Annotated in this window: 20 protein-coding genes and 2 pseudogenes; 4 read left to right on the forward strand and 18 right to left on the reverse strand. The window is 44.4% G+C overall.

All coding sequences use genetic code 11. The annotated features are described in order from the left end of the window. Nucleotides 1-84 precede the first annotated feature (84 nt). From DYE66_RS10790 to DYE66_RS00550, 9 genes are all read right to left on the reverse strand, one after another. Nucleotides 85-258 (reverse strand): hypothetical protein, encoded by a 174-nt coding sequence (locus DYE66_RS10790; RefSeq protein WP_002998668.1) that lies wholly within the window; start codon nucleotides 256-258, stop codon nucleotides 85-87. A 177-nt stretch (nucleotides 259-435) separates the two neighbouring features. Then, on the reverse strand, nucleotides 436-1,020 hold the full coding sequence (cysE, locus tag DYE66_RS00515; protein WP_002998595.1) for a serine O-acetyltransferase: 585 nt from the start codon (nucleotides 1,018-1,020) through the stop codon (nucleotides 436-438). An 11-nt stretch (nucleotides 1,021-1,031) separates the two neighbouring features. Further along, the gene (locus DYE66_RS00520; protein ID WP_002998586.1) at nucleotides 1,032-1,781 is read right to left on the reverse strand and encodes a hypothetical protein; all 750 of its coding nucleotides are present in this window, start codon (nucleotides 1,779-1,781) and stop codon (nucleotides 1,032-1,034) included. Next, nucleotides 1,774-4,251 carry a polyribonucleotide nucleotidyltransferase gene (gene pnp / locus DYE66_RS00525; RefSeq protein WP_002998644.1) on the reverse strand — a complete coding sequence of 826 codons (2,478 nt, stop codon included), beginning with the start codon at nucleotides 4,249-4,251 and terminating at the stop codon, nucleotides 1,774-1,776. Before pnp ends, DYE66_RS00520 begins: the two co-directional genes overlap by 8 nt. Before the next feature lie 371 nt (nucleotides 4,252-4,622). Continuing rightward, nucleotides 4,623-4,955 (reverse strand): hypothetical protein, encoded by a 333-nt coding sequence (locus DYE66_RS00530; protein WP_002998915.1) that lies wholly within the window; start codon nucleotides 4,953-4,955, stop codon nucleotides 4,623-4,625. Nucleotides 4,956-5,271: 316 nt separating this feature from the next. Continuing rightward, on the reverse strand, nucleotides 5,272-7,941 hold the full coding sequence (gene adhE, locus DYE66_RS00535; protein WP_002998809.1) for a bifunctional acetaldehyde-CoA/alcohol dehydrogenase: 2,670 nt from the start codon (nucleotides 7,939-7,941) through the stop codon (nucleotides 5,272-5,274). A gap of 363 nt (nucleotides 7,942-8,304) precedes the next feature. Then, entirely contained in the window at nucleotides 8,305-8,574 is a 270-nt protein-coding gene (gene rpsO / locus DYE66_RS00540) for a 30S ribosomal protein S15 (RefSeq protein WP_002998712.1), read from the reverse strand. Between the two features lie 158 nt (nucleotides 8,575-8,732). Then, complete coding sequence (locus DYE66_RS00545; protein WP_241208446.1) at nucleotides 8,733-9,329, reverse strand: hypothetical protein; 597 nt, start codon at nucleotides 9,327-9,329, stop codon at nucleotides 8,733-8,735. A gap of 401 nt (nucleotides 9,330-9,730) precedes the next feature. Then, a complete protein-coding gene (locus DYE66_RS00550; RefSeq protein ID WP_002998594.1) occupies nucleotides 9,731-10,897 on the reverse strand; it encodes an MFS transporter in 1,167 nt (388 codons plus the stop codon). Between the two features lie 89 nt (nucleotides 10,898-10,986). On the opposite strand from DYE66_RS00550, the gene DYE66_RS00555 reads away from it, so the two are divergent. Both DYE66_RS00555 and def read left to right on the forward strand, forming a co-directional pair. Further along, nucleotides 10,987-11,640, forward strand: a complete 654-nt coding sequence (locus DYE66_RS00555; RefSeq protein ID WP_002998926.1) for a Crp/Fnr family transcriptional regulator — start codon at nucleotides 10,987-10,989, stop codon at nucleotides 11,638-11,640. A gap of 78 nt (nucleotides 11,641-11,718) precedes the next feature. Further along, entirely contained in the window at nucleotides 11,719-12,333 is a 615-nt protein-coding gene (gene def, locus DYE66_RS00560) for a peptide deformylase (protein ID WP_002998640.1), read from the forward strand. A 696-nt stretch (nucleotides 12,334-13,029) separates the two neighbouring features. On the opposite strand, the gene DYE66_RS00565 is transcribed toward def, so the two are convergent. After that, complete coding sequence (locus tag DYE66_RS00565) at nucleotides 13,030-13,659, reverse strand: TetR/AcrR family transcriptional regulator (protein WP_002998628.1); 630 nt, start codon at nucleotides 13,657-13,659, stop codon at nucleotides 13,030-13,032. 177 nt (nucleotides 13,660-13,836) lie between these two features. Between DYE66_RS00565 and DYE66_RS00570 the strand changes: the two genes are divergently transcribed. Beyond that, a complete protein-coding gene (locus tag DYE66_RS00570; RefSeq protein WP_115324768.1) occupies nucleotides 13,837-15,237 on the forward strand; it encodes an MFS transporter in 1,401 nt (466 codons plus the stop codon). 64 nt (nucleotides 15,238-15,301) lie between these two features. Here DYE66_RS00570 and DYE66_RS00575 read toward each other — a convergent pair. The 5 genes and pseudogenes from DYE66_RS00575 to DYE66_RS00595 form a co-directional block, all read right to left on the reverse strand. Next, nucleotides 15,302-15,488, reverse strand: a pseudogene (locus DYE66_RS00575) (hypothetical protein). Between the two features lie 76 nt (nucleotides 15,489-15,564). Further along, a complete protein-coding gene (locus DYE66_RS00580) occupies nucleotides 15,565-15,825 on the reverse strand; it encodes a Blp family class II bacteriocin (RefSeq protein ID WP_002998850.1) in 261 nt (86 codons plus the stop codon). Nucleotides 15,826-15,858: 33 nt separating this feature from the next. Further along, nucleotides 15,859-16,072: pseudogene (locus DYE66_RS00585) on the reverse strand (hypothetical protein). Nucleotides 16,073-16,106: 34 nt separating this feature from the next. Continuing rightward, entirely contained in the window at nucleotides 16,107-16,349 is a 243-nt protein-coding gene (locus DYE66_RS00590; protein ID WP_002962872.1) for a hypothetical protein, read from the reverse strand. 124 nt (nucleotides 16,350-16,473) lie between these two features. After that, complete coding sequence (locus DYE66_RS00595) at nucleotides 16,474-16,656, reverse strand: hypothetical protein (protein ID WP_002998942.1); 183 nt, start codon at nucleotides 16,654-16,656, stop codon at nucleotides 16,474-16,476. A 338-nt stretch (nucleotides 16,657-16,994) separates the two neighbouring features. Between DYE66_RS00595 and DYE66_RS00600 the strand changes: the two genes are divergently transcribed. Further along, the gene (locus tag DYE66_RS00600) at nucleotides 16,995-17,684 is read left to right on the forward strand and encodes a CPBP family intramembrane glutamic endopeptidase (protein ID WP_044123837.1); all 690 of its coding nucleotides are present in this window, start codon (nucleotides 16,995-16,997) and stop codon (nucleotides 17,682-17,684) included. 129 nt (nucleotides 17,685-17,813) lie between these two features. Here DYE66_RS00600 and DYE66_RS00605 read toward each other — a convergent pair whose 3' ends face one another. The 3 genes from DYE66_RS00605 to DYE66_RS10795 all read right to left on the reverse strand — a co-directional run bounded on the left by DYE66_RS00605 (nucleotide 17,814) and on the right by DYE66_RS10795 (nucleotide 19,386). After that, nucleotides 17,814-18,362: an NADPH-dependent FMN reductase gene (locus DYE66_RS00605; protein ID WP_002998901.1), complete on the reverse strand. Its 549-nt coding sequence runs from the start codon at nucleotides 18,360-18,362 to the stop codon at nucleotides 17,814-17,816. Nucleotides 18,363-18,483: 121 nt separating this feature from the next. Next, entirely contained in the window at nucleotides 18,484-18,921 is a 438-nt protein-coding gene (locus DYE66_RS00610; protein ID WP_002998791.1) for a MarR family winged helix-turn-helix transcriptional regulator, read from the reverse strand. 318 nt (nucleotides 18,922-19,239) lie between these two features. Further along, nucleotides 19,240-19,386: a hypothetical protein gene (locus DYE66_RS10795; RefSeq protein ID WP_002998737.1), complete on the reverse strand. Its 147-nt coding sequence runs from the start codon at nucleotides 19,384-19,386 to the stop codon at nucleotides 19,240-19,242. Nucleotides 19,387-19,587: the final 201 nt, after the last annotated feature.

Consider the following 19,587-nt stretch of genomic DNA (forward strand, 5'->3'; position numbering starts at 1 on the left):
TCTAAGAAGACCTCTTATTCCTTATCCCCAAAGTCAGGGAGCTGATTATCATGCTTTTCGTGACTTCCCCTTAATTTGAGCCTTCTATTTCCTTGGTCCATCGTCCTTGATAATAAAGGTTAGGATAACCCAGAAGATACCGATAGCCAACCAGATATAGGCATAGCTATGCTTGCCATAGAGCCATTGCTGACCGACATTGAGGAAGGACAGGACAATGACCAATAAATTTAACCAATTTCTCTTTAAAAAATTCATTCTCGCCCCTTTCCCTACTTTCACCTCATGACTAAAACGTGCTCGCCATTATCTAGCTGGCTCTTTTTCTCACTTATACTCTTCAAAAAGTCAAAACTATCCATCGTTAACTCACTTTGCCGTACCCAAGTACTGTCTGCAGTTCGTTGCCTTGGCTAGATTGATTTTTATTGAGTATTAAAGGTGGGAGGAATGATAACTGGCCTCGCGGGCTTCCTGGAGGGTCTTGATGGCTTGCTCATCCTTTTGACCATGAACCCGTACAACCTTGGCAGGTACCCCAACGACGGTGACATCTGCTGGGACATCTGAGAGGACAACAGCCCCGGCCCCCACCTTGGCATTGGCACCAACCTCAATGGGACCAATCAATTGGGAGTGAGCTGAAATTAGGGCTCCCCGACGAATGGTCGGATGGCGTTTGCCGACATCCTTACCGGTCCCCCCAAGAGTGACACCATGATAAAGCATGGCGCCTTTTTCTACGATGGCCGTTTCCCCGATAACCAGCCCCGCCCCATGATCGATGAAGACCCCGCCGGCAATCTGAGCTCCGGGATGGATTTCAATATTGGTCCAAAAGCGCCAGAACTGGCTATGCATCCGAGCTAGGAGCCGCAGATGGTGGCGCCAGAGGAAGTGGGAAATCCGGTGGGCCGCTAGGGCCTTGATGCCAGGATAGGTTAAGAGCACTTCAAGGGAAGTCCGGGCCGCTGGATCCTGTTGTTTGACAATATCTATTGATTCTTTCCACCAACCCATAGGCACCTCTCTTATTCTTCAATGCTAGCCCAGTCAACTAGGGTCTGATTTTCATTGAGGGGATCAATAACCACGCCCTTGGTAGCCCCGACACCCGATTCTCCTTGAGCCGGGTGGGCAATTTGATTCATAGTCCAAGTCATAACTAAGCCTTTAGCCACTCGGAAAGGATAGCCCAAATCACCATCATTATACCATTTGGCAAAACTGGGGATGCTGGAGAAAGCTGGGATATAAGTTTCATTTTCAATAGCTAAAGCTGGATAACTTCTTTGATAGCTGCCATCCTCGCTAGTCAAGATGATAACAGGAACAAAGTATTGGCGCTGCATAGGCTGACGCTCTTGATTTTCCTCACCTAGGACATCGTTCAAAAGTGTGGTGTAGGTATTGATGAGTTGGACTAGTTCACTACTCTTAAAAATGGTTGAATTGGCAAAGTCGCCATTCTTTTTGATGTTGAAAACCAAGCCGTGCAGGCGGTGGGTTACAGCTTCCTCTAAAACATTAATACTGGAACGCTCTACCCAGTCCTGACCTTTAGCGCTTGGGTGCTCCTTCTTGAAATTATCTAGGTCTGTCTTATTGGTAAAGACAGGAATGACCTTTTGCCCCTGCATGGCAATGGCATAGGGCTGAGCTGCAGCAATGACGGGAATGGAATGAAGGCTATTGACCAAGGTCAAACCATCCAAAAAATTCTCCGGATTGGCAATAAAGTTGCGTAAAGCAAAGTCAAGTTCTGAGTTAAATTTATTCATGTTGAGTTTCCTCTTTTACCTCTTCTTCAACCGGGCTAGCAAGCTCTTGGGACTCATTCGCACGATCAGAAGGAGCAGACTGTTTATGGCCTTTTCTTTGTTCAGAACCAGTCTTGTGGATTGAGTGCTCTTGCCCGTCAAAATGGCCCTGATGCTTAGAATACTCTTGGTGGCCAGGGTCTTTGTCTGGCTCATGTTTGTCTTGCTGACTGTGGTGGCCATCAGACCTATGCTGACCTTGGTGATCTTGCTGGCTCTTGGGTTGAAACTGCTTGTGCGAAGTATGATGTTTATCGGATTTAGAATGGCTACCAGGCTTGTGCGATCCCTTATGAGAATGGTGAGACTGCTCCTGCTCTTTATAGCCTTCAGGCTTTGCGAGAAGAGCCTTGATCGAGGCATTGACCCGACCCTTGTCGTCAATCTTAAGAACCTTGACAGCGACTTTATCACCAAGCTTGACCACATCTTCTACCCGATTGGTCCGCTCCCAGGCTAATTCTGAAATGTGCACCAGGGCATCGGTCTTGTCAAAGAGATTGACAAAGGCGCCAAAGCTTTCGATACGAACAACCTCTGCCTCTGGGTAAACCTCACCGATCTTGGCTTCACGCACCAGATTGGCAATAATTTCCTTGGCTCGGTCGATAGCATCTTGGTCAGGCGAGTAAATTTGTACATTACCTTCTTCGTCAATATCAATTTTGACGCCCGTCTCTTCGATAATTTTATCAATGGTTTCGCCACCCTTACCGATAACCACCTTGATTTTGTCAAGAGCAATCTTGATGGTATCAATCTTAGGCGCAGTTGGGGCCAATTCAGGCCGAGGAGCAGGGATGGTCTGCTCAATCAGGTCAAGAATTTCATAGCGAGCCTTTTTAGCCTGAGCCAGGGCCTCTTTGAGAATCTCTGGGGTAATCCCTGAAATTTTAATATCCATCTGCAGGGCAGTAATCCCTTGACGGGTACCAGCCACTTTGAAGTCCATATCACCGAAGTGATCCTCCAGGCCTTGAATATCGGTCAGGATGGTATAGTTGCTACCATCGGAAATCAGACCCATGGCAATGCCGGCTACTGGTGCCTTGATGGGTACCCCCCCAGCCATCAGGGCTAGGGTCCCAGCACAGATGGAGGCTTGCGAAGACGAACCATTGGATTCTAGCACCTCTGCCACCAGACGAATAGCATAAGGAAAGTCCTCAAAACTAGGCAGGACCTGGGCTAGAGCCCGCTCGCCCAAGGCACCGTGGCCAATTTCCCGACGGCCAGGAGCACCGTAACGACCTGTTTCTCCAACAGAATACTGGGGAAAATTATAGTGGTGCATAAAGCGTTTGCGATACTCTGGATCCAGACCATCGACAATCTTACTTTCACTCATAGGAGCCAGAGTCAAGACAGACAGAGCCTGGGTCTGGCCACGGGTAAAGAGACCTGAACCGTGCACTTGAGGAAGGAAATCCACCTCAGCCTCCAAGGGACGAATCTCATCGACCTGGCGACCATCTGGGCGAATCTTGTCCTCGGTAATGAGGCGACGAACTTCGGCATGCTCCATTTCTTCCAAGCTTTCGGAAACATCTCGCAGAATGCGTTCGAGCTCTTCATCATCAGCGTAACGCTCCTCATAGCTGGCCAAAACCTGATCCTTGACCGCCTGGGTTGCCTCTTCCCGAGCCAATTTTTCTTGAACCTGAACAGCCTTTTGCAGGTCACTAGTGTAGGTAGCCACAATCTCATCTCGAAGTTGGGAATCCACTTGCAGGAACTCAACCTCTGCCTTTTCTTTACCGAGAGTGGCAACGATTTCTTCTTGGAAGGCAATCAATTCTTGAATGGCTTGGTGACCCTTGAGCAGGGCCTCTAGCATGATATCTTCGGACAATTCCTGCGCACCAGATTCAACCATATTGATGGCATCCTTGGTGCCAGCAACTGTCAAGTCCAAGTTGGAAGCTTCCTTTTGCTGGGCTGTCGGATTGATGATAAATTCACCATCTAGATAGGCAACCTGGACCCCAGCAATGGGACCCTCAAAAGGAATGTCGGAAATGCAGAGGGCTAGCGAGCTTGCAAACATGGCAGCCATGGGAGCCGAGGCGTCTGGATCGTAGGAGAGAACCGTATTGATGACCTGAACCTCATTGCGAAAACCTTGAGCAAAGAGCGGGCGAATAGGGCGGTCAATGAGACGGGCCGTCAAGGTAGCATCGGCTGAAGGACGACCTTCACGCTTCATAAAGCCACCTGGGAATTTACCTGCTGCATACATTTTTTCCTCGTAATTGACCTGCAGGGGAAAGAAGTCAGTTCTTGCCATCTTCTTGGACATGGTGGCTGCACAGAGGACCGTTGAATCCCCATAATGCACGACCGCTGCACCATTTGCCTGCTTGGCAACCTGACCAATTTCAACCACTAGGGGCTTACCAGCAAAGGTCATCTGAAAGGTTTGTTTTGCCATGTATCTACCTCATCGTCTCAGACCTGCAGGTGCCTTCTTCTGATTTCAAGGCCAAACACCCACCAATCCTTAACTCTTTTTTCTATAATTGATACCCGTTTTTTACAAAATTAAATAAAGAAAGAGCGGGCCAGAAAATCGCCTACTTCAAGCCCTCTAGAACCTCTTGACTTAATTTTGTACAAAGTCATGGTATCGTTTATATTCTACCATAAAAGAGCACTAATGATAAGGGGGAGAGAACGCTTCTCATCATTCTCTATCATTCGAAAGTGGTTTTAGTTAGGTCAAAGGAGAAAAAGTCCCCAACTCACTCAAAAATGGACTGAGGTAAAAAAGATAACAAAAAAGCTCTGAAAACCTTTCGGAACTTAAACTCGATTCAACATCCTTGCTAAAGCTAGCAAGGTTAGGCCAAAGATAATTAAGATGCCCAGACCAGACAGGCCTGCTTGGGTGCGCTTGGCTCTGGATAAATCTAGGGGGAGACCAAGTCCAAATATCAGAGGGCCTAAAACAAAGAAACTGTAAAAAAGGAACTCAATTTTTAGATGGAGGCAATAAAAAGAGAGACCAAAAACGAGAGCACCGAGCCAGCTAAGCCAGAGCAATTTTCGGTGGCTGGGCGCCAGGGCTAGGCCGATAAAGATAAGACCCAGAGCCGGCATGAACAGGATAAAAATAAAGAGAAGCTGAACTAACATGTCCCTATTATAGCACACGCATCCTTAGGTCAGAAAGTGCCAAGGTAGAGGCAAAAGTCATTCAGATTAAACGAGCTCAATCTATAAGATAGAAAAATGATAGCTCAGATAGCTACTCAATACCTGACACTTCCTCCACAGGGGCGAAAAGTAAGAAGACAGTCCCCTTGTTCTGGCTAGATTTTGAACTAGATAAAAGTAAAGAAGAGCGATAGCCCAGGCAATAATTTTGGTTGCCAAAGCCGCCTCAGGGACGCAAAAAAGGAACTCAAGAAAATTCTGAGTTCCTTTTTATTTTCTGCTTCTTGAGATCACCTTAGAATTGGTCAATCAAGAGTTGTTTCATATCTTCGATGTATGGTTGACGTGGGTTGGCTGGGGTACATTGGTCATCGTAGGCCAGGCTTGCCAAGCGGTCGACTGCTGCTTCAAAGGCCTTCTTGGTAACACCGTTTGCAGACAACTTAGGTTCAACATCAACAGCATGCATGAGTTTGTCAATCTTTTGGCAGAGGGCTTCGACCAATTCTTTATCGGTCTTACCTTTGAGGCCAAGGGCACGGGCAATGTCAGCGTAGTCGCGTTGAGCACGATATTCTTCGTAACGTGGGTAAACAGAGCGTTTAACATTACCAGTTACACCATTATAGCGGATAACGTGTTGCATTGCGATTGAGATGGCAAGTCCATGTGGCAGACCAAATTCACCACCGGTCTTGTGGGCCAGAGAGTGGTTGATACCTAGGAAGGAATTTGAGAAGGCCATACCAGCAAGGGTTGCGGCATAGTGCATATTTTCTCGAGCTTGTTCCCCTTGGAGGGTTGGATGTTTTGGATCAAACTTGTAAGATTCTTCCAAGTTTTCCATAACCAACTTAATTGCTTGCAGGGACCATGGGCGAGTCAGGTCAGATGCCATGACAGAAACGTAAGATTCAAGAGCATGAGACAGGGTGTCCAGACCAGAGAGAGCGACAGTGCGTTTTGGCACGGTCATAACAAATTCTGGGTCAACAATTGCCACTTGAGGGGTCAATTCATAGTCGGTCAATGGGTATTTGACATGGGTATTATCATCAGTGATAACCGCATAAGGGGTAACTTCTGAACCAGTACCAGAGGTCGTTGGGATACAGAAGAGACGAGTAGCATCTTGGTGTTTGAACTTAACAATCCGCTTACGAATATCAATGAATTTTTGTTGCAGACGCAAGAAGAGTTCGCTCACTTTTTCATAGCTATCAAGGAAGTCAGCTTCTTGATCCAATGAGTATTCGTAGATGTAGCGGGCAATCTTGGCCGCATCCAGAGCAGAACCACCACCAACGGCGATAACCGTATCAGGTTTGAAGTCCCGCATTTGTCGAGCGATTTCGATGGTTTGACCTAGAGTTGGGTCGGGTTTGATGGTACCGTAGATTGAAGTTTCAACCTTTTGATCCCGCAGGGCCAATTGGCCAAGAACGGTATCAACAAAGCCGAATTGCACCATACCTGGGTCGGCAACGATGAGAGCTCGAGTCATTTCTTCGGTCTCATCTTGCAGGTAAGAAATAGCATTCTTTTCGTAGTAAGTTTTTTCTGGAAGGCGAATCCATTGAGGACGGTTACGACGTTTAGCCACGGTCTTAATGTTCAAGAGATCGCCAGTTGATAGATTGTGTGACAATGAATTTTTCCCCCATGATCCTGTTCCGAGTGTCAAGCTAGCTTTCAGAGCATCGGTATAGATGTCACCGATACCACCGACTGAGTCAGGTTGGTTAACCAAAATCCGAGAAGATTTGAGGCGGTCACCATATTCTTTGAGGAAGGGATCAGCTTGGGAACCAATTTGGATGGCACAGTTGTGGCCAGCCCCTTGATAATCGAGCAGGGCTTCAACGATTTGAATACCATCTTCACGGTCCTTAGCCTTATAGACAGAAAGCAGTGGAGACAATTTTTCAGAAGACAATTTTTCGCCGATTTTCTTCTTGTCCAATTCGAACAGGAGGACATCTTTTCCTTCTGGCAAATCAACACCAGCATGTTGGCAAATCCACTGAGCTGACATACCAGCTACGGGACCATTAACGCCGTGATTGTCATTAAAGACGAAGTCTTCAAATTTCTTATAATCTTTCTTAGGAACGAGGTAGGCACCTTTTTCTTGCATCTTAGCCAACCATTCCTTGTAGATTGGTGCTTCAACAACTGCTGAGTTTTCAGTCGCACAAATCATACCATTATCGAAACGTTTAGAAAGAAGCAGGTCTTCAACCGCACGGTTGAGGTGGGCCGTCGCATCAACATAAACCGCACCATTACCAGCGCCAACCCCCATTGATGGGTTACCAGATTTGAGGGCTGCATTAACCATACCAGGTCCACCAGTTGCCAAGATAGAAGCAATCTTCTTGTTAGAAATCAAGGCATTGGTATTAGGAATGGATGGCTTTTCAATCCATTGGATACAGTTTTCAGGAGCTCCAGCAGCTAGGGCTGCATCATAGAGAATTTGTGCCGCATGGGCTGAACATTTTTGAGCTGCCGGGTGGAAGGCAAAGACGATGGTATTACGAGTTTTAAGGGCTACCAAAATCTTGAACATGGTTGTTGATGTTGGGTTGGTAGTTGGCACAATCCCTGCCAAGACACCGAGTGGAGCAGCAATTTGAATACCACCAGAAATCTTATCTTCACCGATAACACCAACAGTTTTTTCGTTCTTGATAGATTCAAAAACATTTTCGGTTGCGAAGTGATTCTTGGTATCCTTATCTTCTACCACACCACGTCCAGTTTCTTCATGGGCTTCCTTAGCTAATTGCAAGGAATTTTCAGAACCAGCCAAGGCCATGGCTGCAACGATTTTATCCACTTGCTCTTGCGTGTAGGTCGCAAAGATTTTTTCTGCTTCGACAGCCTTGTCTACAAGTTGAGCAGTATATTTCCGAGCTTCTTCTTCAACATTAGGCTCTACTACTTTTGCTTCTTTTGCCATTAAATTATCCTCCAATAGGGTCTTTAAAAATTTTCTGATTTAAGAAGGCCATCACAGCTAAAATTCTGTGGAATTTTCAGTTTGTGATTTTCTTCACGTTTATATTGTAACCCTTTTCAAAATAATGTCAAGTATTTATTGTGATTTTCTTCACGATTTTATTGATAACCTGACTTCTCCTTTTAAGAAAGTCCATAAAAAACCGCAAAAACTAGATAACTGGACTATTTTTCAACCTCAATGAGCCGTAAAAAAATAGATCCAGCCTGTGGCTAGATCTACTATTTTGCTTTTGAGCTAAAAAGATAAGGCATCAAAAATTAGGATTTTGGATGCCTTTTTCTTTACATTACTGCCAACCGATTAGCGACGGAGTCCAAGAGATTGGATCAAATCGCGGTAGCGGTTAACATCGGTACGACGGAGGTAAGCCAAGAGGTTACGACGGTGACCGATTTTTTTCATCAAACCACGGTAAGTAGCGTGGTCTTTTTTGTGCTGTTGGATGTGCTCATTGAGGTGGTTGATTTCCCAAGTCAAGACTGCAACTTGAACTTCAACTGAACCTGTGTCACCTTCGTGGCGAGCGTATTGAGCGATAATTTCATTTTTTTTCTCTTTTGAGATTGCCATAGTTTTTCTCCTTTTATTGCTTCATCCGAGTGGTAGGGTTTGGCAAATCCTACAACCAAGAAGAAGTTAGTATGTCTTAGCGACTCTTATATTCTAGCAGATGCCCTAAGCTCTGTCAAAGGATTTTCGCTAGGTTAGGATAAATTTTACTGCTTGTTCTACTTATCGGTAAAGGATGTGGGCCCAGTTTTCTCGCTCAGGTAATAATTCTTTCTGCCATCTGGCGACAAAAATTTCAAGACAATACTATTAGGGTCAATATCCCCACCATACCTTACTTCTAGTGAATAATAGAAATAATCCTTTCTGGTATCTTCATAGGTATCATCATATTCAAATAGATAGTGGGCGGAATAAGGATGAGGATGGTCTTTCTGGACAGTCTTCCAGCTCGTTCCCCCCTTTCCCTGATGGTCATAGTCCCCTTCATGAAGTTGATTAAATTGGTCATTCGACCAACCGATATTGGGATTTTCTTCTTCAACAACTGCTATGTCGTCAGCTCGCAAACCTCCATCGATGGCTGTCAAACGATAGCTACCAAATCCATTTTTCTTAAAGGTCAGGTAGACATTTTCCTGCCAATCATTGTTGTTGGTTTCGTAATCCAGATAAATTGTGCTATTATCCTCATCATAACTACTAGCTTCAGTAGCCTTGCCATGCTCTTTTAGCACATCCTTGAGAGTGGTTTTCTGGATTTTCAGATGCTTTACCTGCTTTATGGTCCAGTCAAACTGATAATTTTCGTCCATATACTTCTGAATATCATGAGATTCAAGATCCGTCCAGAAAGAGGAGCTCTTTGTAGACCTCAGGGGGGAGCCCAGTTTATAGATTGGCCCAAAAAGATTGAAGAAAATATAAAGGATTATCCCTATAAAAATTAGGGAAAGCAGACACCCCTGAAAAAGTGACCAAGCAAAGTTGCTTGGCTTTCGATTTTGATTGAAGCTTTCTTGGTTCTGCTTGTCCTTAGTTGTAATGGTAGATTGTTCCCTATCTGGAGAAACCAAACCTTTTGGTCCCCTCTTATTAGTCTTTTTAGAATCTTTAGGCCACATTTTTTATTCCCCTACTCTAGTCCTTTTCATCATCCTATCAAAATAATTATCTTGTAACTAAATCTTGCAAAAAAGGAGCACCTCACTCCTCTTTAGGTAAAATATTTCTTCAAGCTAAGAATCAGCCCCAAGCCGATACTGAGGCCACCAAGAATGGCAAAGGCTGAGGCAGGTTCACTAGCAAAGAAGCCAAAGAAGCGCAGGACTAAAGGAGCGCAGGCGCCACCGAGATTACAGCCCAGAAGAACTAGGGTAGTGGCTGTGTGTAGCTGGCGTTTGTGAATGGTTTCAGAAATGAGATTGAAGACATAGGTGACCCCCAGACTATAGACAAAACCAGTTAAGAGGGCACCAATCCCTAAAACTAGCAGGCTATGAGCCAGCCACATGACTAAGAGTCCAGCACCTAGAACCAGGACCACTAGACTCATGAGCGAACGACCAAAAATCTCGACCAGACTGCTAAAGAAGGTGCCAGATAGAATTCCCATCAGCATCATCAGGCTGAGGATGAAACTGGCCTGTTGAGCCGTTCCTAGACCAAATTGGGTTACAACCACTGGTATTCGCAAGGTGTTGGCAGAATTTATGAGGATGACAAAACCGGCATAGAGAGCTAAGGAGAGAATATAGAGTAGGCGACGGCTAGTCAGAGGCTCTGGCTTAGCTTGTTTTTTCAGGGGTTGCTCCTGAACCTGAACTTTCTTAGGAACTTGGGGAACAAAGAGCAAATAGAGAGCCAGAATAGCCAAGCCCAGGCCATAAATAAGAAAGGTCGCCGACCAAGAAATTGTCAACAATTGACCAGCGATAAAAGTCAGAAAGGCCGAACCTAGAACCTCTGCTGACCCCCGCAGGCCTAGCATTTTAATACGTTCACGACCTGTAAAAAATTGACTAATAATGCTAATAGCTCTGGCATTAATCAGACCAATTCCTAGGCCTAGAATCAGACGAGAGACAAAGACCAAGCTATAGGTCTGATTGACCAAGGGAAAGAAACCACCAAAGGAAAGCAGACAAAGGCCACTGACAATAATCAGGCGTTCTGAAAAGACACGACTGAGCCAAGGGGTCAGCAAGAGAACCCCAATAATAGCAAAGGAGGGCAGGGAAACCAAAAGTTCCACCCAATCAGAACTGATGCCCTGCCGACCATAGTAAATAATCATCTCTGGCAAAGCCGGTGAAATGGCATAGGTTGAAACCAGCATCAGGGACAAGGCCAAGAGACTGATTTTTTCCATCAAAATTTTCATAATTCTTCCTTCTTGAAAAACAGTAATGATACCAGTATAATGAAAAGCAAACGAGAAAAATAGGACATTGGTCCTAAAATGAGGTGGCGATGACGAAAAAGGCCCTAGAGTATTATTTAAACAAGTATCGACTGGACACGATTTTCCCTCAACCCTATATCAAACAACTCCAGCTCATGACCTATGATAAGGGGCAGGCCATCTGTCAACAAGGACAAGTTCTAGAGCATCTCTTTTATTTTATTGAGGGCCATATTAAGATTGTCCGCCGGCTTTTTAATGGTAAGGAGCATATCCTAGAAACCCAGAATCAGCCGACCCTAATTGGGGATATTGAGCTTATGAATGACCAGACTAGCGTGTCATCTGTCATTGCTCTTGAACCCAGCCTGATTATTCAACTGCCTCTGACCAATCGGGAAGAACTTTACCAAGATCCGCTCTTTCTCTACCAGATTGGCCGCCAATTGGCCCAAAAATTGGAGCAACAAAATATTATCTCTTCCACCAATATTTCCTATTCGGTCAAGGAGCGCTTGGCCACCTACATTCTAGCTCAGGAGACCCAAGGTGTCTTCCAGCTCCAACCCAGTGTCCTAGCTGATATTTTCGGGACTTCTTACCGCCACCTGAGTCGAGTGGCCAAGCAGTTACAGGATCAGAATATTATTGAAAAAATAGCTTTTAAGACTTACAAAATCGTCAACCGAGCCCAACTGGAAAAAACTAAGATTGAAGACTAGGGGGCCGGCCTTTCATTCTCCTTGCTTTCATGCTATACTGAATTCAAGCATAATTTCTACAATTAAAGAGGTTTCACCATGTCACCACAAGAAAAAATTATTAAAGCCAGCCATCTGATTGATATGTCCGATATTATCCGCGAAGGCAACCCAACCCTGCGGGAAGTTGCCAAAGATGTGGAACTGCCACTTTCCGATGAAGATATTATCCTAGGCGAAAAAATGATGCAGTTTCTCAAGAATTCCCAAGACCCTGTCATGGCTGAAAAAATGGGCCTGCGTGGTGGGGTCGGTTTGGCCGCCCCCCAATTGGACATTTCTAAGCGAATTATCGCTGTGCTAGTACCCAATCCAGAAGACAAAGAAGGCAATCCGCCTGCTCAACCTTACAGTATGCAGGAAGTCATGTATAATCCTCGGATTGTTTCTCACTCTGTTCAGGATGCTGCTCTAGCTGACGGTGAAGGCTGTCTGTCCGTTGACCGTGAAGTTCCCGGCTATGTGGTTCGTCACTCCCGAGTGACCGTCGAATATGTTGATAAAAATGGCGACAAGCAAAAAATCAAACTTCGGGGTTATAACTCTATGGTGGTCCAACACGAAATCGACCACACCAACGGCATCATGTTCTACGATCATATCAACGAAGACAACCCCTTCGAAATCAAGGAAGGTATGTTGATTATTCAATAAAAACAAGCTCCGACATCATAGTCAGGGCTTATTTTAGGCTCTATATTTATTTTTTACTCAATGAAAAAACGAAAAGACATATCCGATTATTTCTCTGGCTTGTCTTTGATTCAACTTAAGGCAAACTGGAGAGAATTTGGTTTGCCTTTTTGAATAGCCAAATAAGCCGGCTGGGACAGAAGTCCTAGCTTGGTGACTTTTCCAATATTAACACTTTGACGCAGTGGTTGATTTGCGATGATGGGCTTGATGCTTTAGCATTTAGCCCACCACATACCAGCGAAGCGGCGGCATGATGTGGCAAAGTCATCTAGCTACTCAAAGCAGCTGATGACGCAGTAGGTGACTGCTGTCTTTGCTCCTGAGATGGTACAGCAGACAGCTAGTCACCCTTGCTGGGGTAGAGACTACGAAGGTTTTGACAACCGTCAAAGCCCTTCTGTCCTACTTCCTAACAGCAAGCACCATCGTGCTTGCTTAGCCACCCCACTAGCTACGGCAAAACTATAAGGTCAATAGTCTTGTCTCTGCATCGTGTCCAAGACATGCCAGTGAAACGGCGGTAAAGTACTTATCCCCTTTCAGGATAGGTCAAACAGTCTGGGAGACTGTTGGAGAAAACCAAGTCAACTGTGTGGGGGTGAGACTACGAAATTGGCGGCTTTGCCGTAGCAAGACTGTCTCACTCCCTTTCATTTAATCATCGAGATAAGATGCAATTATACGATAAAGACTGTCCACACCGGTCTTTTTTACTTGCGTAAATTCTCGGTCAGAATGGTTATGGTAGAGCAGTTCATCGACTAGGGCCGAGGTAAAATCAAAAACCACCAAGGAGAGGATTTTCAGTTTAGCATCCGACTTTTTCTCTTGATAATCCAAGAAACACTGGTAGGTTAGAGCTTTCATTTTTTCATTGTGCTCTTCCAGAAGAGTCTGGGCCTCAGGTACAGCATAGGCCAACATTTCCACTTGAGCATGGAACTTCTTATCCTCGGTTTGCAAGAGCTGGTCAATCAACCTGTTCAGCCAGTCTTTAGGAGCTTGCTTGAATAGTTCCAGAGATTCCCAGCTACTCAATTCATCAAAGACCCGATCAACAAAGGCCTGATTATAGCGTTCTAGCAGGCTGGTCAGAATATCTTCTTTGCTGGCAAAATAGGAATAGAGAGTCCCCACAGAAAGGCCTGCAGTCTTGGCAATTTCATTGGTTGTCACATTAAAATAGACCTTTTCTGAAAACAGATCCTTGGCCGTCTTTAAAATCTTTTCCCGCTTTTCAATGCTTCTCTCCTGCCGAGGAGAGCGGACCTTCTTTTCTGCCATCGCTTATTCCCTCTATTGTAAAAATTAATCTAATTATAGCACATGAGCGAATAATTGGGATAAATCTCAAATAAATATGAGCAAAAACTCATTTTTATCTTGACAAGCTTCTCGGACAGGATTATAATACAAAATAAATATGAGTATTAACTCATGTTTTATAAAAAGGAGGTCACTATGACAAAAACAAAAAAGATGTTACTGACCCTAGCCATGTGTCTGGGTGTCTTTTTGGTAACACTGGATACCACCATCATGAATATTACCATCCCAGCTATCCAGAACAGCTTTAGTATCAGCCTTGACAAGCTATCTTGGGCTATCAATGTTTATACCATCATCTTTGCCAGCTTTACTATTCCCTTGAGTAAGTTGGCCGATATCTTTGGTAAAGGGCGTTTCTTCGTCCTGGGTTTGATTCTATTTGGCGGTGGTAGTCTGATTTCAGGCTTTTCAGCCGACTTTAACTGGCTTTTAGCGGGGCGCCTCATCGCTAGCTTCGGAGCTGCTATTCTCCTACCTGTCGGTAATACCCTAGGTATTTCAACCTGGTCGGTCAAGGACCGGGTCAAGGTGGTCGCTGCTCTTGGTCTGACCCAAGGTGGCGCTGCCGCTATTGGTCCTACCCTGGGTGGTTTGCTGACGGACAGCCTATCCTGGCACTGGATTTTCTTTGTCAATCTGCCCATTGTCCTGTTGGCCTTTCTTATCGTTCTTTTCTGCTATCACTTCCAAGGCGAAGAACGAATCCCAACCAAGATTGACTGGGTAGGCAGTCTCCTGTCTATGATTAGTCTATTCGCTGTTTCCCTAGGCATCATCAAGGTGCGGGACTGGGGCTTCTGGAATGGCAAGAGTCTGAGCTGTTTTGCCGTCTTCCTGCTGGCTCTCATCGCCTTTATCTTCCTAGAAAGACGGATTAAGCACCCAATGATTAAGCTGGAACTCTTTAAATTCCGTGAATTTTCAGCTTCCACCTTCATTGCCACAGTTGTGCAATTCTTCTACGTTGGTGTCCTCGTCATCCTGCCGACCTTTTTCACCAATATGCAGGGTAAGACGGAGCTTGATGCCGCTCTGATTTTGCTACCCATGTCCATCATCGTCTTTATCTTTGGCGGCCTGGGTAGTCTGCTCATCAATAAACTGGGCCCACGGATTTTGGTCTTAGTCGGTTTGGGTAGTATTCTGATTGCCTACATTTTGCTAGTCACCGTTGACCCCGCCAAGACTTGGGAAATGACTGCTGCTACGGTTATTCTTGGTATTGGCTTTGGGACTATCGCTGGTCCAGTCAATGTCCTAGCTGCCTCGAGCCTGCAAGGGGAGCTTCTGACCTCGTCCCAAAGTGTTCTAGGCGTCGTTCGGCAAATTGGCTCTGTTCTGGCCGTCTCGGTCTTCATCTCTATGGTGACCAACAACCTCAAAACTCTCCATACCTACACCCCAAGTACCATGACCGATGCCTACATCTCCATCTACAAGATTTGGATTCCTTTCATGGTCGCTATGCTGGTTTTGACCCTGCTCTTTCCTAAGAGAAAAGATTATTTGAAAGGAGTGGCTGATAAAAAATAACATTGAAAACTCCCTCTAGGACTAAATCTCTAGGGGGAGCTTGTTTATCTAAAAAATATGATTTCTAGCTTAATATGCCCTGTGGTTTTATAGTTCCCCATAATGCATAAACACCAAGAGCTGCACCTAAAGGGGGATATAGTGTTGCAACAGCTACAGGAAATGGCGTCTTGCCAAGAAAAGCCTCCTTGAACCTCAGAAAGTTCACTCATATTGGCTGCTTCAAAATTGTCTAATGCTACTGTATTCATCATATTTCCTTCTTCTAAAAGTATTAAACTAGTGGCCTTGAGCAGATTCTTTCTCTAGTAAAATTTCATCCATCTACTAAAAGCAGTAATCTGCTGTTCCTTTCAACGAGCCCCCAATAAATCCTAGGAAGAAGCCTAAATGAGCTCCTCCATATGCACCAACAGGACCTCCTACTGCAAGACCTACCGCACCCAGTGCAGCTGCACCAGCAATCCCAGATTGTACGCCTTCTCCTGCTATTCCCACTACACATCGAGTCGGATTCGTACCACCTTGAACTTCAGAGAGGTCGCTCATATTGGCTGCTTCAAAATTGTCTAATGCTAATGTATCCATAACTTTTCTTCTCCTTTAACCTTTCAATCGATTTTATACGGCTGTAACGACTGGGATAGTAATAGCTTCTCCTGATAAGTAGGGTCTTGCTCTCAAAACTCCAATTCCATTGCCACGATAGACACCATCATCTAGATAACCACCATATAGCGTTCTACCAACAATTCGGCCCCCCCTGAAACTCTGACAAGTTTGTCTTATCTACTGTCTTAAAGTCTGCAAATACTTTTGTATCTAAATTTATCATAATTGTCTCCTTTTCATTAGCTATCAAAATTTAATTAATAATAGGGAAATGGCGGCCAAATTCCTACCACCGGTGGATAAAACTTAGCTGGGTCTTTACCTAGTGAAATCTCTTCGTGGCCAAGCTCAGTTAACCTTTTGGAGCCATCTCCTTGAATCTTTGATAATCTTTTAGAACTTACTGTCTCAAAACTATAAAGAACTGGTTGATTTAATATCTTTGCCATCAGATACTTTCCCTTCTGTTTCGGCCATGCCAGAAGATTTACGAATCTCATACTAGTATTGACTTTCTTTAATTATCAGGGAGAAGTATCTTACCCAAGAGTATTAGAAAATTGATTACTCAGGACTTTATCTGTTTCTCCTATTTAATTTAAGATAAACTCATTGGTAGGTGCATCAGCGACCGCCGAAGCTCCCACCACCTCCTCCTCCTCCTGAAAATCCACCTTTATAAAGATTTCCAAATGCTCGAGCTAGGCTCAGTCCCCAATCATAACCAATAACGATACTTCCACCGATTTGTTTAGACAAATCTATGGTTTGAACAGATTCAAATTTATCAAATACATTTGATTCCATATAGTTCGTCCTTTCATTTTTATGTTTGTTATACTATCACTTATACTTTTCTTGATTAAGGATTCCAACAGGTTTTTGATTAGAATGTTAAGATATTGCAAAAATTACGTAAAAGTTCTGTTAATTTTTATTCGGTTTTCCCTGACTCCTGTAAAAATAGGTTGAATCACTATTTTTTCAATCTCCGTAAGATTTCTCAGGAGGGTAAAATCTTGATTTTTCTCTTCTTAAAATTTGCAGGAAAATTTCTAGCTCCCTTGCTTTCTTCCCTCACTTTCGTTAAACTAGTAGGCAGTTGCCGGCTACGCTGGATTAAGAAATTGGATTGGAGGGGTCTCATGAAAACCCTACTAAATAAACTTAAATGGATTGCTCTTGCCTTTGCATTCCTTGCACTTGATTTCTTCGCTCAGGCTTTATTTGTCATCAAAAAGGATTTATCAAATACTGGTACTGCCATCATCGCTAGTCTGGGCTTGACTGCCTTTGCTGCTCTAGCTTGGTTCCTCCTTTGGCTATTAAAAGAACCACTCAACTTTAAGAAGATTCGCTGGGGCATGTATGGTCTATATGTCGGCTTAGGTGTCCCTATCCTTTTTGCCATTAAGTCTATCGGCGGTATCTTGCTGATGCTGATGAGTAACACAAGCACCTCTGCTAATCAGGCTGCCATTGATAACCTAGGTATGCCCATCTATCTCTATTTTGTCTTTGCTTGTGTCTTTGCCCCGATTTTTGAAGAAGCTATTTTCCGCAAGTGCCTCTTTGAAAAGCTCTTTGGCTTTGAGGGTTGGCAAAAATGGCTGGGCTGGATTGTCACATCCATCCTCTTTGGTTTTATCCACCTCTATAGCAGCCCTTCCAACCTCCTATCTCCAGGTCTCTGGATTATCTATGGGGGCATGGGCCTTGCGATTGGTTTTGTAACCATGATGAATAAGCGGATTGAATTTGGCTACAGCCTCCATGTCTTTAACAACCTTATCGCCGTCCTCTTTACCTTCCTTATGCAACTGCTCACCCATTAATTAAATGGAAGGTAACCTTCTAAAATTATAAAAAGTCCTAGCTCTGGAAAAGTCCCAGTAGCCCGACCAAACGAAAACTCCTCAAGCTTATTCTGAGCCTGAGGAGTTTCTTATGCTTTAATCTTATTATTATTCAGCTGTAGCTGCCAAAAATGCTTCTGCTTGCTTTTGGAGTTGGGCAAGGGTTGCTTCGTCAGCGACGAATTTGCCATCAGCCCAAGCGGAATCGTTGACACGAGAGGTGGTTACCTCATCAACGAAGTTGGTCCGAATGAATGGCAGGAGGTGGCGGTAGATTTCTGCTGCTTGGTCGGTACCACCGTTAGCTACGAGGGAAACAGTTGTGACCTTGGAGTCAATGGCTGATTTACCAGTTGTATCTGACAAATCTTTAGCACGGGACAACCAGTCCAAGAGGTTCTTGACAGAACCTGGGATTGAGAAGTTGTAAACGGGTGAGAAAATCCAGATAGCATCTGCCGCTTCGACAGCATCACGAACAGCTTGAACTGCTGGCAAGACTGGGGTTTCCAGGTCTTGGTTCAAGATGGGAACTTGTCCCCAATCAAGGTAGGAAACATTTGCTTTTCCAGCCAAAACTTGCTCGGCTTGCTCTGCCATTTGGTGGTTGAAGGAGCCCTCGCGCAAAGAGCCGACGATAAAGAGAATATTTTTCATAGTTTTTTCTTCCTTTGTAAATAGGTTTTTAATAGTAGTAACGAATGACATCATAATTCCTTTTTATTTATCACTATGTAGTAATAATAGCAGCAAATTAAAGGCCTGTCCAAAAATATGCTCAGTCCTTATCCGCAAGGGTTCTAAATTTTTTCAAGAGCTCAATGAGTTCTTCCTGTTCAGCTTGCGTCAAAACATCAAAGGCCTCTTCTACCGCTTCAATATGAGCTGGCAGGGCTTTTTTGATGAGCTTACGCCCCTTGTCAGTAATGGAAATGATATAGGCCCGGTGGTCTTTTTTACTGACCGTCCGTTTGACCCAACCATTTTTTTCCATATTTTTGATGACAATGGTCATGTTTCCAGATGTCGATAAGATACTAGCGATGAGGTCCCCAATTCTCATGGGACCCTTAGCATGGAGAACATCCAAAACACTAAACTGAGCAGGTGTTAAATCAAAGTCACGGAATGTCGCGGAAACTCTACTATCAATGGTGCGGAAGGCCTTACGCATAACCACCATACTTTTGACGGCAGAATTTTTGAATTCTGTCATAATGCGATCTCCTTATTGGTAAACTTAGTGGTTGCTACTGACTCAAGCCAAGGGCTTCCCAGCGCAGGACCACCTAAATTATTTTGTCATTCTTTCCTACCAATGTGACCTAACCGCATCATTGTAACACTAAAAGCTTAAGCGAGCAAGAAATTCAACTTCAGAAAAATTGCCCAAAAATGCCTGCATGGTTGAACAGGGCTTGAGAGGTTAACTTTGAGACCATAGAATTGTCATTTATCGCTTCCTTACGGGAACCCTTAAGAGGCAAAAAACAGCTAGCACAAGCTAACTGTTTTGATAAATTTATGAGGTTACCTATTTTTTTGAGAACAGGGCCTTGCCCAACAATACAGTTCCACAAAGGGCCACGGTCGCTAGCAAGGCCTGCTTACCAGAGAACTCTAAGCGGTAGTCGAAATGTTCGTCTTTGGACTGGTCGTCCCATTTAATCATTAATTCCATAGTTTTCCTTTCGATAAGATACGGAGCCGTTAAGCACCACAAAGGAAAATAGGAAATCAGTCGTAGAAGCTAATCAAGCTTCAAGACGGATTTATCTTTTTCCACCGTGGTGTAGGCGAGTTCAATTCTTAGGTTAGGTGACATAGCAAGAGAGGCTATAGCACCCAGATTGCTGAGTTCCAGGCAGAGCCATTGATTTTC

This window comes from Streptococcus downei MFe28, from assembly GCF_900459175.1.
GTDB lineage: Bacteria > Bacillota > Bacilli > Lactobacillales > Streptococcaceae > Streptococcus > Streptococcus downei.